Below are 16,938 nucleotides of genomic sequence, written 5' to 3' on the forward strand. Positions count from 1 at the left end.
GAAGGCGCAGACACGAACTTACGCGGGCAAGGTACCGGCGGGCAACTGCGTCGCCCGGGTGCCAATGCGCAGTCCCTGCCGCAGCCACTCGCCGGGCGCGTGGCCGAGCTGAATTTCCCGGGCGACCGCAGCCAGAAGCGCATCGCCCGCACCGACGGTATTGCGCGGCTTTCCGCGCGGCGGGACAGCAAAGGACTGGAAATTTTCAGCGGAATTTATCAATAAACCTCGTTGCGCGCCGCGTGACACCAGCACCCATCCATGCGTGGCCTCGGATAGCCTCCGGGCGGCTTCGAGCAGCCCCGCCTCCGAGCGCACGGGACGTCCCCACCATTGCGCCAGTTCATGTTCATTGGGTTTAACTAAAAACGGATGCGCTTTGACCGCGACGCGCAATGGCGCGCCATCACAATCCACCAAGGTTTTGACTTTCAGCCTTCGGGCCAGGTGGATGAGTCGGAAGTACGCATTGGTCGGAACTCCACGCGGCAGGCTGCCGGACAAAATCAAAAGGTCACCCGGTGACAACAGTTTTCGCACCGCCATTTGAATTTGCGCCCAATCCGTGGAAGACAACTTCGGCCCCAGCGGGTTGAAACGCATCTGCCGACCGGATTGGGCCGTCACGATGATATTGGTCCGCGTGGCTTCACGAATGGGAACAATCTGCGCCCGGATGGTTTCGTTTCGCAAATGAGCGGACAACTCGGTCCCGGAGCGCCCACCCAACGGCAACAGCAACCGGGGTTTGCTTCCGAGATGCCTCAGCCAGCGAACGACGTTGATCCCTTTGCCCCCGGCCCAGCGGCGCTCGGAATCAATGTTGTTCTTCTCTTCCCACAACACTTCCCGAACCCGCCACTCCACATCAATGGAAGGATTTAACGCGAGGACCAGAGGGTTCGTCACGGCAACAGAACGAGCCGATAGTACACCGTATTGAACGAACCGGTTTGCGTACCATCATCCAGGTATTGGTAGATACCCGTGGCGGAAGTCACGATTTCCGGAAACGCGGTCCAGACGGGCGGCGACAACTGCGACGACCATTCCACCTGATACTGTTGACCGGGCGGGCCGCTCCAAGTGATTTCAACGCCATTGAAGCGCTTGAGAATCCTAAGGATCACCGGCGGCGGCACATAGGTGGACAGCGCCTGACCCTCGCGAACGCGGAAGAAGTGGTACGGTGAAGGCAAGGGCACGCAATAGGTCGTTGCGTCACCCGTGCCGTAAACCGTAGGCGACACGGCAACCCAATCGGAACTGGGCAAGTTTGTCACTCCTTCGACGAAATACGGCGCGCCATCCAGCGACGTCCAGGTCAGGCAGAAGCTGTTTGATCCCAGAAACGCATTGGTGATCATAATGTTCGTGCCGTACATGTTCCATTCGCGCACCGCCGCGCAATAGCTCACCGGACCAGGCGATAGGTTGGCAGCCGCAAAATACCAGTCTCCCGGAGTCAATGGCACGGGCTGACTGAAATCAAAGACGGTAATGATTTCGTCATTGGTATAAACATTCGCGCTTAGATAATCGAACACCGCCAGCGTGGGCGGCAGTTCGCGCCGCAAAACCAGCGTCATGTCCCCACTTAAATCCCGCAACTCGAATTGGGCGCGAACCGCTCCCGCCGAAACGGAGTAGTGGTAGTAATCAAGCGAGAACGGTAACGGATTGACCGCGCAATAAGGGATGGCGTTGGTCAGCTCAACCGTGGGCGGGAACGTTGCCAGGTCAAAGTCCACGTAAATGATGTACGTGGCGTTGACCGGATTGAGGTTTTCCACCGCCAGATAATAACGCTCACCCGGCAGCAAATTCGCCTTGGTGCTGGTCGGCGGCACGATGCTGGTAGCACTCAACACCTCGGTATGATTGGCGGCGTTCAGCGCGAAAACCACATCGTTGGCATTGGTGGCCCCAGAAGCGGGCGGCGCGGTCTGATTGAAGTAGAAATTCAATCCCGGCGTGGCACGGAACAACACGTTCGTGGCATAACGGGCGAACGGCGGCACATCCACCGCGTAATAGATGATTCGCCCCGCCGGAATCTCCTGCTCCAAAGGATCGCCCGGGCGCAATATGCGCGGGGCCGGAGTGTTGGTTTGCAAAATGAATTGCAACTGCCAATCCAGCAACGCGACGTTGTTGGTCGCACCCGTCCGCGAATCCAGAATTTCCAACTGCCACAACCCGTAAGCGCTCTCACCTTCAAGAACCTTCAAGGACTCCTCCGGCAGAACGTAAAGGGAGCCGCCGGCTTCCGTCACGGTAAAGTGATCCACCAAGACCTCAGACGATGAATTGGTTTCCACCGGCCCCAAGTGAACGGTGGTTAAATTGCTGGTAGCGGTAAAGAACAGTCCACCCAGTCGCCAATCACTGCCTCCCGTGAAGGTATTGGTATCAACGTTGGGAATATAAATCTGCGCTCCCAAGCTGTCCGCACAAACTTCTGGAGGCGACATCATCCCGCATTTCCCGGCCGCGCCAGCGTCGTAGATGGCTTGAATTTCTGCCGCCGACAGGGCGCGACCATAAAGCGTAGCCTCGTCAATGATACCACGGAAAAATTCTCCTTCTGGAGAAGACGCACCAATGATCAGGGACGCCGAATTGAGGGTAGCGGCCAGATTGCCTGGTATCGTCCGCGTACGAACTGACACCCCATCCAGGTAGGTCACCAACTCGATGGAATTTCCCGGAAGCTGACGAAAAGTAGTCGCCAAATGGTGAAAGGTATTCTTGCTGGGAACGGGTTGATAGCGGGAGGCCTCATAAGTTCCCGGATCATCTCCCACACCCGCGTAATTAGGGTCGTTGTAGTAAGGTCCAATTCCCGATAACACGACGTTGATCCCGTAATTGCACGGAATGGTGGAAATGCCACGTTTCGCAATCAGACCATAATCGTATAGCGACGGATTAGTGTCCTGGTACCAAAGTTCAATGCTAAATTCATTGAGCAAATTAAGCGAAGGACTGTTGGCAATCTCAAGATACGAACCGGAGTTTCCATCGAAATTGAACCCCTGTCCGACCACTCCCGTCCCGTAGGTGACTCCACCACGTACCACCGCATGGTTTCCCCCCACAATATCCAGAGTATTTCCGTCTCCCGGCCACCAACTGATGATGCCGTCCAACGTCGGGGCTTTCCGATACGCATAGCCCAACTGGTATGAGCGACCAGGCGTCGTAACCATCGTACGGTTGATTTGACCCGCTCGCAACGCCAGTGAGTTGGTCCCCGCGTACGCCGAATTGGTCGTGACCGTGACGGTCTCATCAACCACGTTCCAGCCATCCGGCACGCCCACGGTTGGCGCGGCGTAATCCTGCGCCAGCGTGGGAAACTCAAAATCGCTCAACACGTAATTCGCTCCCGCCAGTCCGCGGAATGGCGGCGGCGCAAACTTGATCGGCAGCGTGGTCTTGTTCGTGTTATCCGTAAAAATCAGATAGCTGTGCATGCTGCCGATGGAACTCACCGAGTATTCCCACAGCGTATTCGTTTCGGCGTTGCCAAATTCGTTCATCCGGATTTCAACGAACGTGGAATGGCCGGGACCGTAACTCAAAGTAACCTGCCCGGTCCCGCTGACCATGCCGGAATTGAAAATCTGAACTCCTTCATAATAGGCGGTCAGTTGATCCGGCAGTTGAAAGAAATCATACTCGATCGTCATTTTTCCGGAAACCGCGCCGGTATCAATCGGCACCGAATTGCTGGTCGGGCCACCGTTGGCGGCCACCGGAACAAAATTCGTTACCGTCAGCGTGCTGCCGAAACCGTCGGCACTCAAACCGCCGCGATTTTCCGCCAGTAAAACCCGCGTTCCTTTCGGGCTGATCAAGGTCAACGACAAATCCGAAACCCGGGGATGATCCAGTCGCAACGCCACGTCCATTTCCGCCACCGGCAAGGTGTTCGTAATGAAAATGGAGTAGTTGGTGACCGCATCATCCAGCAAACTTTGCTTGCCGCTCAAGCCAACCGGAATGGATTGCGGCGGCGGCCCCAGCAAAATCGTGCTGCGGTACACAAAGGTCTGACTGGTGTTGTTGGGGTTGTAAACGCTGATGAAGTAGCGCCCGGCTGACAACGGGGGCAGTGACGTATTATCAATCGTCAAACACCCTCCCGGCGGAACAACCGTCTTCTTGAAATCATAAGCCTCGCGGGTGGGCCGCCGGTCTTTGCGGACATAGATTTCCAAAGGCTTGGGATTGCTGGTGGTGATGATGTCCACGCAAATGGTCAGGTTGGTGGCTTCCACCGGCACGTTGCGCGAGAAATGACGCCAGCCCAAACCCGCCACGGTATTCGTGATATCACAATCGTCCTCGCATTGCCGATCCAGTCGAATGGCCACGGTGTTGACCCGACCGGTCTGCGTCAGCGCGTCATCGCTGTAAGTGAAATACCAGGTGCCGCCGGGAGCTTCCCCCATGAAACCCTCGAAGGTCCCCGGTCCCGAAGGCGGAATTGAATTGAGGAAATCGCCCTCGCCGCTGTCGTCATACAGAAACGCATACGGTCCCGGTGGATCGTTATACGGTGGATTGGGCACGCTGCGGTGATTGTCAAAAGTTACCGCCCGCAAATTATGATCCACGGTGGCAATGACATCTCCGTAGCGTTCGTGCGTGACGTTGTTGGTAATCAACACCCGGCGGATGGATTCATTCACCCCGGTTAACGAGGCGCGGGTGATCGCCACAAAACGCGTGCCGCGCGGCAAACTGGGGCTGCCATCGGGAATGTCATATCCCAGCATCGGATACGCGGTCACGAAGCCGTTCCCATCCTCGGCGCCCAACGGCAGCTCACTGAATATCCCCCACAACTCGAATTCGGCCGCCTGTTGATCCTCGGATTTCACCCCGATGTAATAAATCGCGCCCATGGTGGAATTAGTGAAGGCCACAAATTCGTCGCCGCTCAAATCATTACGACTCAACGAAACCTCGGCCGTCGCCAACACGGCGGGATCAAGATTGGTGAGGGCGGCATTGGTTGAGACGTACAAATCCAGATCCGCATACCGCCGCGTGGCTTCGCCTTCCACCGCCGAAAACACTCCCATCCGCGGCGTGGCCAGATCGCGCTGTTGCGAAATGAGGAACGACGCGTTGGTGAAGCTCGTATTATTGCTCATCATGTAGAAGCGCCATTGATTGGTCATGCCATTCGAGGTGCCCAAGAGCGGCGTATTCGCCCCCACATGCTGCCCGACCAGCGTGCCACTGGAAAAGGTCGCCACATTGAGCGAATTGCTCACATAAGTCACCACGGCTGGCGCCACCGAAAGCAGCGTCCGGCCCGGGTCCAAGGTCAGCGACGTCGGCCATTCGCCTTCACCGGAGGAAATCACCAGCGCGTAATCCTGCACCGTGTCATTGGGATGCGCCGTCACGGCGTTCACATTGACCGCGCGCGCCATCACGGTGATGGAATAATTCGTGCCCAACTCCGGCCGCAAATACACATTTTCCACGTTGTTGATCACGTCAAGATTTGGCGGATCATTCGTGTCCCATGGAGCCGTGTAGAGACTGCCCGACATGAAATCGTTGCCCAGATAAATATCGCCGGTATCCAGATTGGTTACGATCAGGTCGAGGTTGTTCACCAACTTGATCCCGGCCACCGGATTGCCGGCGGGATCGGTCCAAGCCAGCGTGACGCGCAGCGACAGAAAGCGTCCGTCCTCATCCAAGGACACAAACCGCGTCACGCTCTGCCCCGTCGCCAGGGCATCCGCAGGGGACTGATCGAACGCCAGCACCGAGTTGGGTTGATCCAGTGCGAACGCGTTGGTAATGCCCGGAGGCAGCGTGCTGTCCAATTGAATCGCTCCCCATCCCTGATAGTTGATCGAACTTTGCGCCTGAAAACTGTAAAGGTTGCCCGCGGAACGCGCGCCATTGATCAGCAAGGCCTTCATCAGCGCCGGACTGTTGGTGCGATGCAAATTCTGCTCGAAGAATCCCTGCATCAACGCCAGCGTGCCGGAAGCGTGCGCGGCGGCCATGCTCGTGCCGGATTCATACCGATAATAATGCGGCCCCTCGCCATTGGTGCTGGTGATCGAATTGTTCAAATTGCTCAACACCTGATAGTAGTCACCCAGGTCGTTCGTGGTAACGATGATGGTGTGCAGATCAAAGGCCACGGTGTTGGAAGTGGTGTTGACAACGCGATACGACCAGTTTTGTCCGACTGCACCGCCCAAGTCCGGCAGATCAGGCGGTATTGAGACGCTATTGGTCCGGGTCAAATCATTATTGCCCGGTGTCGCCAGGCCATTCTTCTTCACGTAAATGGGCAGATCTGGAAAAGGAGTGGGCGAGTCAAGGTTGGGACTGACGAAAATACTGAAGCCCACCGTGTTGACCGGCAGGAACAGAAAATAATCCTTACCCGTACCGGCCGGAAGCGATTGGTCCGTCAACGCGGTGTTATGATAGTTGGTCGGATTATAATACTCCGGCTCATCCCACTGGCTCGAACGCGCCGAAATCACGAACGTGCCGGGCGCAACCACGTCGGGTTTGACGCGACCAGACTCCCCTTCGATTCCCACGCCCACGTTGCCCCGGCTGGAAAAACGCGCCACTTGATTTTCCGAGCTGGTCATTTCCTTCCACGGCGTGGTGGTATTCGTGGTCGTCACGTCACCGGTGGTGGTGATCTTGTTGACTTCATTGGTAATGTCTCGGGCCAGCTCAATCGCACCCACCGTCAACACGTTCTTGGCCGTGGCCGGAGACCAAATCGTGCCGGCGCGGCCGCCCAATCCATTATCATTTCCGTCGCCGTCGTTGCCGGCGGCAAACACAAACAGAACGGGTTGCGATCCCGTTACGCCCGGCAACGCATCGCGCACGGCGGCATCGTAACTCGCAGCCGCCAGACTATAGGAATGGTCGCCGCGGTAACCCCAACTGTTATTGGAAATGAAAATGTTCGTGCCGGCCGTCACTTGTTGCAGTTCGGCGTCGGACGCGGCGGCAACGGATTGCGAAAACAACTCCGCTTCCGGCGCCATGCCGCGAAGCTGATTGGTCGTGGCAGGATTGATGGAGCCGAACGCATTGGAAACCGTCAAGGACATGGCGCCGCTCCCGGCAATGCTGCCCGCGATGTGCGTGCCGTGACCCAAGGTATCCGTCAACCCGCCGGGACCAGTGCCCACCACGCGATTGAGAAGATCAGGATGCGTCGCATCCACCCCGAAGTCGTTAATGCCCACGCGAACGCCCTGCCCCGTTAATTCGAAATAATTGGTTTCCGTCACCGAGTCTTCAGCTACTCCCAACCGCGCCCGACTCAGATCGTTGGCCGGCTTGCGCGCATAGGCGAGTTCCAGCAATTGCACGCCTGACGACCGGGCCAAAGCCAGCCAATCGGCTTCGGCCGCAACCGTTACCACCGAGCCGAACGGACTGCGCTCTTCAGCCAGAATTGCGACGTCCCGCGCGCCCAACCATTCGCGCACCTCGGTTTCCGCGCCCGCAAACATCAGCACATTCAAACGCGCCCCCTCCGGGAGCGGTTCGGCATCCAGGGCATAAGCCAGCAATTCGGATTTCAGTTTGTAAACGGGCGCGAACGGCAACACGGCTTGAATGCCCGCTTGCGTTTGCAACTGGTTCGCCACCGCGGCACTGGCCCGCACGAGATAGGCGTTGTTGGGGATGTAAGAAACCAACTCCGCTCCGGCGGCGTTCAACCGCGCACGGAAGGCATCGTCCACCGGCCCGGTGGCTTGAACCACGTAACTGCCCGGATCGCCGCTCGACTGCAAACTCGCGGGCACCTGAAAATTCACCGGCTGCCGCGTGTCAATCAACGCATTCTCAAGCAAAACCGCATGGGTATCCCGCGCCAGTTGATTGAGGGGTTCCCGGGTATTGGATAGACGGTACGTCAGCAGATTGGTGCGGTTCCGTTCCGGATTTTGACGCGCTGAAAAATCCGGCGCCTGCGCCGCACTGACCACCGTCTCCGAAACTTGCGGCTTACGAACGGAGGCCGAGGCGGCCGGGTTTTCCGAAGCCACTTCACGCTCGGTCCGGGGAGCGCGGCTCGTTTGCCACCAGAACACGCTCAATATCACCAGGCCGATCAGCCCGGTTAAAATCAAGATTCGACGACGCATAATCTTTCCTTCCGACTTTTTTCCGCTTTTAGCCAACGCTCCACCGCGACCGGCTCATTCCGGCCCGAGAGGATTAAAGCTCTCCACAATAATCCGCGGTGGATACCGACGCGCAACCGGCAGATTGGTGCTGGTGTTTCGCGGATCGGGACTACCTTCCACACGCACCACCGCGCGAATCGCCTGCTCGGCGGTGATGGCATAATTCGTACATAAACCGGAATAAGCTCCGCCCGCGAGAATGGAGTCCGGTGCGGGTTGCAATGCCTGACCGTAGGCGTAAATCACAAAACGCGGCGTTCCCAGTTGCAGCAAAGACATCACCTGTTGCGGCAGCCATTCATACGCGGCATCGTTTATTCCTTTTTGCAATCCGGCGCTGCCGGCTTTCAAATTCAGGAATGGCGAAGCATCCGTCAATTCCGGCACGGCCAGAATGTCGCCCAGATGCTCGAACGTGCCGCCGCGGAAATAGTTCGTATTCCAACGGGTGCGGTTGATGCCATCCACCAGCCGTACCAACGGCGGCCAGAGATTGGTCGCTTGCGCGTCATAAATTCCGGCCGGCTGGATAACTTGCAGATCGTACTTCATCCGCGACGATGGCCGATTCTCAATGGAGTTGGTCAGAACGGTTACGCCGCTGAAAACCGCCGACCAAGCGGCCAGTCCGGATTGATTGACCGAGAGTCGGCCGCGCGAGGCGTTGTCGTTCAATGCCGTGGTGAATACATCGAACAGGAGCCGATCGGTCACGGGACGGTTGTAAAAGCCTCCTTCCAAAGTCCGGCTACCGGCCCAATTCGCCCATTTTTGAGCCGCCTTCTGAAAGGCCGAGTTATGCGCCCATTCTGTCGGGGACGAGGCAATGCCCGCCAACCCGATGTCAAAAGCTTTCAAGTAAACGCTTTGCCACGGCGTGCCGCGATGCACCCGACCCAGCCAGCCAATGGTCGGCAGCGCATTGGTCGGAAAATCCCAGGAATCTGAAGCCGTCACCATTGGATCTTTGAGCGCGGGATTATACGCATCCGGATCGGAGGCTGCTATGGCCGGATCTGACGCCCACGGATGGTAGCGCGCATTCGGATCCCCAATGGTCCCCGCATTACCAGGCGGAGCGCCAGAAGGATTGAGCGAGGTGACCGGTTGCGCGAAGCCGGAACGTTGTAAATCAAACAGGTCATCCGAGAGGTAATGAACCAAAGGATCGTTGGCCTCATAAATCATAGGCACATAAAATTGCGCCGTTGGCGTGAACGGGGCGTCAGCTTCCAGCTCGTCTGCTGCCAGATTATTGATCGGCCTTTTAGATAAAAAATTACTGAAATTTCTTATTGCCGAGCTCACATCATCGGGATTTCCCTTCCGATATGAAGCCCAACCTTCAGAATCATCCGGTATCCGGGGCATGCCCTGAGAAATGTTAATTTGCTGCAAGACACCGACCTGGCCCGAGAGATAGGGTCCGCTCAGGGTATTGGTTGCCCAAAGCAACTTGAGCGGATCACCAGTGCCAGCTTCGGAAGTGCAAATCATATCAGTCCAATTGGTTTGAAACACCATGTTTCCCAATAGGACGTAATCAATGATCCGATCCGTCCCCGCTTCCAAAATCATTGCATGCACGCGATTACTGATCGTCACCCCCCAACGCGGCATCGGAAAACTCGGGTCCGGATCATAGACCGCCGTATTGGTCGCCATCACGAAACCAGTCCGATAAGCGGGCAACGTCACGTAGCCCACCACGGGCAGGAATGGAACGTTGGTGCTCATCGGAACGATGAACGGTCGCTTGGAATCGGGCATATGACGTGACCAGTTGTTGGTGGAATAAAATCCGCTAGTGACGAAAGCCGGAGGAGAATAACGCAGTCCAAGGTCGTTGGTAATGGTTACCGTGGCCCGGTTGGTCACAAAGATATTGACCGGGCGCGTGTAGTTACTGGCGTAGGAATTCCAAAACTCCGCCCCCGACGGCATGATCACCGACATGGTGAAGAATTGGTTTGTGCTCACCAGATTGCCCGCCGTGTTTTTGCGCACTTTTAATTTACGCGTCATGGTCAGGGTTGGCGCCGCTGAAAACTCATTGAAGTTGGGCAGCCCCTTATGCACCCCGACCACGGGTGGCGCGCCAAAAATCATGACGTTGCCATTGCCAATGGCGGTGGCCGGATTGTTGGTGGCCATGATGTCCAACAATGGCAGACCGTTGAGTTCCCGCGCATTATCCAGTTCCACAAAGCCGGAAATGTACACGTTGGTCCCCACCGGATCGGCCTGAAACAGCGGTCGGAAAATCGTCGGGAAACCTTGCAGCGCGCGCGGATTGGGCTTCGTATCCCAGAGGTTCGCCGCCAGTTGCAACAACCGATGCACCGCGGGCGAGTACACAAACTGATTACTGATGACGACCGGGATGTTCGTCACGCCAAAGGCATAATCAATACGAAATAAATTCGTATAAACCGCGTAATCAGAAGCCAGCCATTCCGTCGAGTAAGTGCGCAACAACCGGTCCACCGCATTGGTGAAGAACAGCAACGCCGGATTCACCGTCGCGCCAAAATGGGCTTGCAGGCGCGCCGTGTCCGTCCAGGCAATGAAGTTGGTGGCGGACAAACCACCGATGTTCACGTAATTGAGGTTCAATTTCTCCGCGTCTTCCGGCGCGGAGTCGGTGCCCAATTGTTCCAGCAACCGGTAATACGTGTTGCGGTCGTAGGTCGAGACATTGGTGCCGGCAGCGGCCAGACGATCGGGCAGTCCGTACGGCATGCCCGAACGGGCTTTGGCTGGATCAAAAAGGTCTTGGGGCGAATAAAAATGATTTTCAAAATCAGCCCCGGGCCAGGGTGTTGACATGGTGGCATTGGCCTGATCCGGATCCTGAGTGTAGCCCGAGCCAAAGGGATAAGCCAGCAACGGCCCCGCGCCGTACGCATCGGAAAAATCCGTCGTCAACGCATTCACGCCATTAATGCCGAAGAGACCTTGAACGCTGGCCTGGCCGGCGCTGCCCATGCGCCAGTTCCACAAACTCCAAGCGTCATCAAACGCCGTACCGACACTGACTCCACCTGGCGTGTTGGTGGAATAGAGGTTGTAGGTCCAGTAGTTGGTGTTCAGGTCGCGCAAAAATGCGGCGAAATTCAGCTCCCAGGTGCCTACGCCTTGATTGCGGAAAAAGCCGTTCTGCGGCAACCGCTTGCTGTTGTTATGCGCATAATTGAGATCGAGAGTATTGCCAATCGGCTGCGCCAGAAACGCGTACCGTGATAGAAATGGGTTATCGGGTCCGTGCGATAAATTGACGCGATCCATGATGCCGATCCATTCCGGATCTCCCACGACGTAATTGGTCTCAAGAACACTCGCATTGGTCGCTGAAACGACCGCCTGCCCCAACGCGTTCGTCAGCGGCTGATAACCAGTCCAATCCGGTCGGCCATTACGATCCAGGTCCACGTAATAACGAAACTCATTGCTGTTCGCAAAAGCGCGGTTGGTGACGTACACCGGCGGGCGCGGATCGTAGAGCAGGTTGGTCAGATTTCGCAAAAACTGGGCCGCAGTCAGCGGGTTGCCATTGTCCTGATAATCGTAGTTGACGTTGGTCAACTGATTGACGGCAGCGGAATCGAAGCCGGAGCGATTGATGAAATTGGTGGAAACCAGCAGACCAAAATCCGAAGCGTTCGTGGTGGCCAGGATGCGCGCCAGCAGTTGGGCTTTCGCCCGCTCGAATCCCGCTTCCGCCGCCTGACGCGCGGCGCTTTGGTTGACTGATACTTTGACCGCGCCGGATTCCCGACCGGTCAACGCCAGAAAGACCACCGCCAGAAAGGTGATGATGGACAACAGAACAATGGTGACGACCAACGCCACGCCCCGCTGCTTCGCGCGGCGAACGGTTGATTGAGGATGAACGAAAACTCTCATGGGTAGGCGACGGGATCCACGTTGCGGAGGCTGGTGCGCGTCCGGAACACATGCACGCTGTTGGCTCGATCCTTCAGAAAATTACGGCGCGCGGCCGCCGTGGGAAACGCCCGCGCTTTGGCGACTGTCGCATCCTCCAACACGTCAAGTTCCACCTCGACGGATGCGGGAATGGCGTTGCTGCGGAAGAGGTAATACTCCATTTCGCCCACGCCAAACAATCCCGGCGTCACCGGCCATTCGGCAATGAGATTCGTCCGGTTCAACCCGGTGAGCCAAACGCCATTCGGATCATAGGCGCGCACGGTGAACCCAACCACGCCCTCCACCATGCGGTTCATATCCTGCAACGGCGCGTTGGTAAAATTGACGAACAACCAGGCCGGATCAGTTCCGTAAGGCGCGGTCAATTCATAGCGATACAGCGTGCCCATGCCGGCTTGATTGGTATCCGCCACCAGATAGCCGATCCCGGTCCAACGTTGATTCTGCCGGGTCAAAAAGAACAGCGCGCTCAACAGGTTGGTGCGTTCGATATCCGGCATCCCGGAGAGCGTCTGCAACAACGGCTGCGGTGAAATGATTTGCGCGTAAAAATTGACGCAATTGCTGCCGTAGGAGGGGGTGGCTTGCACCAGTTCGCGATTGAATTGATCCGCCAGCATCCGCCCGCTTTCCATCACGTCCACCTGCGTTGTCCCCAACTTATAGGCGCGTTGCACCTGCCCAAACATCATCATCAAGCCGAGAATGATGAACGAAAGCAGCGCCACCACCACCAGCACTTCGAGCAGGGAAAACGCCGCCCTCAGCCGCAAGGCCCGCGATCGGGCGGAAAATAAATTGGAGGCGAAAATGCGCACGGCGAAACTAATAGGTGTTGGCGTTAAAATAATAAACCGGTTGTCCGTTCAATTGATAGGCGCTCAAACGTCCGCCGACGAGCGTGCGAAACGTTTGCCGACCGTTGCCCAGCCGCCCGCGCGGCAACACCGGCCAGGCGTATTTCAGCCGGACTTCATGCAGACGATCCTGCAATCGCAGCGCGTACTCGTTGTTGGTCGAGACGTCCACCTGCGCCAGCGGATAGATCTCCGGCACGAGCCGGTAGGTGAACGCCAGGTCCTGCACGATCGTGTTGGTCTGCGGAAATTTTTCCGCCGCCGAACCGCTGATCGCGCGGATGATCGCCACGAGATGATTGCTCCGCACTTCGGTGCCGCCGAGATAATCAAAGGTGGGCTTGCTGATCAGTCCCATGATGTTCAACCCGTTGGTCAACGGGAATGAATCATTGGGAACGGAAATTGAAGTAACCCGGGAACCAGTCGGCGTATAACCGTCCACGCCGGAGGCGCCCGGAATCCACTGGCTGTTGAGCGGCACGTTCGTGTCGTAGTTTTGCCAGTAGTTGGTGATGCTGACCACGTGGTTGGTCAGCTTATCCAGACCGCGCGCGCCGCTGCGGATGGCGTCCATCAGATAATTCGCATCCTGCGTGACGATGGTTTCCTCGCGGTTATTTTTCTGCACGTTCAAGCCGGCGGGCAAAACGCCGATGATCGCCACCAGCGCAAATCCGATGATGGCCAGCGCCAGCGCGATTTCCACCATGGTAAAACCTGCCCGGGACCGGGCGAGCACGGCGGAGGCAGTTTTGGCAGGCAACAAAATCATGGCACCAACTCCTGTTGCACCAGTCGGGCGCGACCGGTCAATTTATCCACGCGCACCACGGTGAACGCATTGGTGCTGTTCCCCGGTGGAGACTCGAACATCGTGGGCGATTGCGCCACCGGCACCTGGCTGGCGTTTTTGGCGTAACTGACGGAACCGCGCGCCAGCGGGATGAATTCATCTTCGCCGCTTTCCGGCTGCCCCAGGTAATTGAAGGCGATGTACGGCAGGTTGAAACCAGTGCCGCCATCCACGGACGGAAACGGGATGTTGTTCGTGTAACTAAAACCATAGATCGAATACACCTCATACTGCGGCGGCGCGTAAGAGGTGTAGTTCGTCAAATTAACTTCCGGCACTCCACGCCGCGGCATGAATTTCCAGGCGGGAATGATCGCGCCCTCGGGCAGTTTTTTCCACGGTCTCAAGTAACGCGGCGACACGCGCCCCGGTTGATCGCCCACACTGCGCAAGGTAATGAAAGCGTAGGCATCCAGTTGTTTGTCGAAGAGTTTTTCCGCTTTGATCTGTTCGGCCGGGAGCAAACTGTTGTAGGCGGTTTGATTCGGAAACGCGCCAAGGTTGTCCCAGAAGTTGGACGGACAAAACACCATGTAAACCGTCGTGCGCTGGCTGATGGCAAACTGCCGCGCGCGCGCCACGTCATCCAACATCTGCCGGGTTGAAGCCAGCATGACGTCCGCCTGACGCATGTTGCCCAGCGTCGGCGCCACCAAGGCCGCCAAAATCCCGATGATGGCGATCACCACCAGTAATTCGATGAGGGTGAACCCTCGTTTTGGCAACGCGGCCGACATAAACTTAGTTGTTCCACTCAAGGACATTGTCCTTGTTCACTCCGCTGTTGAATTTCGCCGTGGTCGAGACCTGACCATCCGGCCCCTTGGACCAGATCAAATAATTCCCGTTATACTCGAAGTTATCGCTGTTCCCATTGGCATCCGGGTTGAACAATCCGCCCACTCCCTGCTGGCCGGTTTGCTGGGCCACTAATCGGCGCGAATACACGGCATCCCGCGTTTTGCCCTCCATGCTGTAATCCAGTGAAATCACGTAAGCGTTCCCCCACGGATCGCGGTATTCACCGTCCAAACCAATGCCGGGGCTGGTGTTATCCACCGCCGAGCGAGCCGGCAGCAGTTTAAGCCGTTGCGGGTTCAGCACATGACCGAAGTTGGCGGACTTGGTTCCGTTCCGGAAAGTTTCTTCGTCCATCAACACCGCGATAATGCCCGAATTGGTCGTCACCGTAATGACGTTGGGCGCCAGCGGCGTCAGGCCGCCCCCGAAGGTGACATCGTTGACTCCCGGCGTGATGCCCGGCAAAATTGGTAACCGACCGTATTTGGATTCGTACTGCGTCAGCGCGGTGCCGATCTGCTGCATTTCGGTCATGGCGCGACTCTTCAAGGCGCGAACTTTTACCGCGCTTAAAGCCGGCAGCAACATCGCCGCGAGAATCGCGATGATGGCGATCACCACGAGCAATTCAATCAACGTAAATCCGCGGCGATCGGATGAGGGGGTGGAGGTGTGCGAGTTCATAATGAAAAGTTAAAGCTCAATGGTGCGTCCCTGGCAAACCGTGGGGTCCGTGATGATTTGATGCGGCCAAAAAACCGGGCGCCGGCGGAAGCCGCCCCAGCGCGCCCGCAGCAACACCGGCGGGAACCACGCCGCATCCTGCCACTGGATCGGCAGGGCCACCACGGCGCGATTTCCAAATGCCTTCGGTTCGGTTTTCATCTCGTTAATAAGAAACTATTTCGGGCGGGCCCGAATTCCAATTCCCAATTCGATTGGTTTTGCCGCCCAAGACCACATCCACCCACAGATCAAAGCTGCCGGGATTATTTGTGCCATTTTTCAGGTAACGCCACGGATTCGCCTGAGTACCTGAAATGATCTGTCCCGAGGACGCCGGCCACAATACCGAGCAGGTCAGCAACCGGATGGTGGAGCCGCCCCTGGCGTATTCGTAGTACTGGTCGGAACGCAATTGTTTCAAAAACTGCTCGGCGGGTTTGGCTTCCTCCGCGTTGGACTTGGTGCAATTCAAAATGGCCCCGACGCTAAAATCGCTCTGACAATCCGCCTCCGAAATCCGGGCCGCACCATCCAGCGAAGTGTAATTGAAATTGGGCGATGCCATCCCTTCGCGCGAGCTGCCCATCAACTCGAAATACAGGGAATTGCGGGCCGGCTGGGCGGGATTATCCGGTGGCAGATAGCCAAAACGCACCTGGTAGCGCTCGATCAATTCCGCCACCTGACGCAATTGCGCCTTCGCCTTGTTGATGGTGGCCTTCTTTTTGATCGCGGCGCCGGCGGGAAACATGAGGGCGGCCAGGACCGCAATCACCGAAATTACCACCAGCAATTCAATCAAGGTAAACGCAGCGCTCCGGACGACGGTATTTTGGGTTTGATGTTTCATGGCTTGCTTAAATCATCGCTCGCGAATTTCTTCTTCCATGCGTTCGCTTAACCACTGTTTGATCATACTTTGATAATTCAAATACCGCGACCGCGCCAACCGCTTGATCCGCGCCAGCATCCGCGGATCAATCCGCAAGGTGATGGTGACCGATTCCGCCACCTCGCTGCCCCCCGCCACCGCCGCTTCCATCAACCGCAGGTCCGGTCGGTTTTCCGACCAGTACTCCGCCTCGGCCGTTTCGTTATCGAAGAGCGGCACTTCTTCCCAACTGCTGATGGTCTGCATTTTTCCGCTCGCGCTTTCGCTTCACTCAGGACAACGTCTGATCCACTTTCCGTTGGTAAAAATATCTTTCTTCCGGCTGGAACGGCCGCGCGTAAATGACGCGAATCAGTTTTCCGTTCGTGCGATACAAGCTGAAAATCCCTTCACCACCCGCTGACTTGCCCAAATTAAAATACCGGGCCTGCGCGCTGAACCGGGCGGAATCCGGCAATAACTTGATTGCAAACGGATCCTCGAAGGACTCTTCGATCTCTCGCGGCGTCAAAGAACTATCCATTTCAAGGGGCGGATTGTTCCAGTCGAACTCCATTCCGGGTTATTTGTAAATAATTCGCCCATGCAATGTCTTTACTTTGTATTTACACTACACCGGCAAATCGTCAATAGATTTTT

The 16,938-nt window shown here is 56.9% G+C and carries 11 protein-coding genes; all 11 read right to left on the reverse strand.

Annotated elements, in window-relative coordinates; translation table 11 throughout:
• Positions 1 to 18: 18 nt before the first annotated feature.
• The 11 genes from M9920_02130 to M9920_02180 are packed head-to-tail and all read right to left on the reverse strand — an operon-like array spanning position 19 to position 16,822.
• Entirely contained in the window at positions 19 to 909 is an 891-nt protein-coding gene (locus tag M9920_02130) for a 1-phosphofructokinase family hexose kinase (GenBank protein MCO5051085.1), read from the reverse strand.
• Positions 906 to 8,174, reverse strand: a complete 7,269-nt coding sequence (locus M9920_02135; protein ID MCO5051086.1) for a S8 family serine peptidase — start codon at positions 8,172 to 8,174, stop codon at positions 906 to 908. Before M9920_02135 ends, M9920_02130 begins: the two co-directional genes overlap by 4 nt.
• Positions 8,175 to 8,228: 54 nt before the next feature.
• Positions 8,229 to 12,122, reverse strand: coding sequence for a hypothetical protein (locus M9920_02140; protein MCO5051087.1), 3,894 nt, complete (start codon positions 12,120 to 12,122; stop codon positions 8,229 to 8,231).
• Positions 12,119 to 12,985, reverse strand: coding sequence for a hypothetical protein (locus M9920_02145; protein ID MCO5051088.1), 867 nt, complete (start codon positions 12,983 to 12,985; stop codon positions 12,119 to 12,121). Before M9920_02145 ends, M9920_02140 begins: the two co-directional genes overlap by 4 nt.
• A gap of 7 nt (positions 12,986 to 12,992) precedes the next feature.
• Positions 12,993 to 13,799 carry a type II secretion system GspH family protein gene (locus M9920_02150; GenBank protein ID MCO5051089.1) on the reverse strand — a complete coding sequence of 269 codons (807 nt, stop codon included), beginning with the start codon at positions 13,797 to 13,799 and terminating at the stop codon, positions 12,993 to 12,995.
• The gene (locus tag M9920_02155) at positions 13,796 to 14,617 is read right to left on the reverse strand and encodes a type II secretion system GspH family protein (GenBank protein ID MCO5051090.1); all 822 of its coding nucleotides are present in this window, start codon (positions 14,615 to 14,617) and stop codon (positions 13,796 to 13,798) included. Before M9920_02155 ends, M9920_02150 begins: the two co-directional genes overlap by 4 nt.
• 4 nt (positions 14,618 to 14,621) lie before the next feature.
• Positions 14,622 to 15,365 (reverse strand): prepilin-type N-terminal cleavage/methylation domain-containing protein, encoded by a 744-nt coding sequence (locus M9920_02160; protein ID MCO5051091.1) that lies wholly within the window; start codon positions 15,363 to 15,365, stop codon positions 14,622 to 14,624.
• 9 nt (positions 15,366 to 15,374) lie between these two features.
• Positions 15,375 to 15,566 (reverse strand): hypothetical protein, encoded by a 192-nt coding sequence (locus M9920_02165; GenBank protein MCO5051092.1) that lies wholly within the window; start codon positions 15,564 to 15,566, stop codon positions 15,375 to 15,377.
• A gap of 4 nt (positions 15,567 to 15,570) precedes the next feature.
• On the reverse strand, positions 15,571 to 16,257 hold the full coding sequence (locus M9920_02170; GenBank protein MCO5051093.1) for a type II secretion system GspH family protein: 687 nt from the start codon (positions 16,255 to 16,257) through the stop codon (positions 15,571 to 15,573).
• A gap of 12 nt (positions 16,258 to 16,269) precedes the next feature.
• Complete coding sequence (locus tag M9920_02175; protein MCO5051094.1) at positions 16,270 to 16,545, reverse strand: BrnA antitoxin family protein; 276 nt, start codon at positions 16,543 to 16,545, stop codon at positions 16,270 to 16,272.
• 25 nt (positions 16,546 to 16,570) lie between these two features.
• Positions 16,571 to 16,822 carry a hypothetical protein gene (locus M9920_02180; GenBank protein MCO5051095.1) on the reverse strand — a complete coding sequence of 84 codons (252 nt, stop codon included), beginning with the start codon at positions 16,820 to 16,822 and terminating at the stop codon, positions 16,571 to 16,573.
• Between the last annotated feature and the right edge of the window lie 116 nt (positions 16,823 to 16,938).

The sequence above is a fragment of the Verrucomicrobiia bacterium genome, assembly GCA_023953615.1.
GTDB lineage: Bacteria > Verrucomicrobiota > Verrucomicrobiia > Limisphaerales > JADLHS01 > JADLHS01.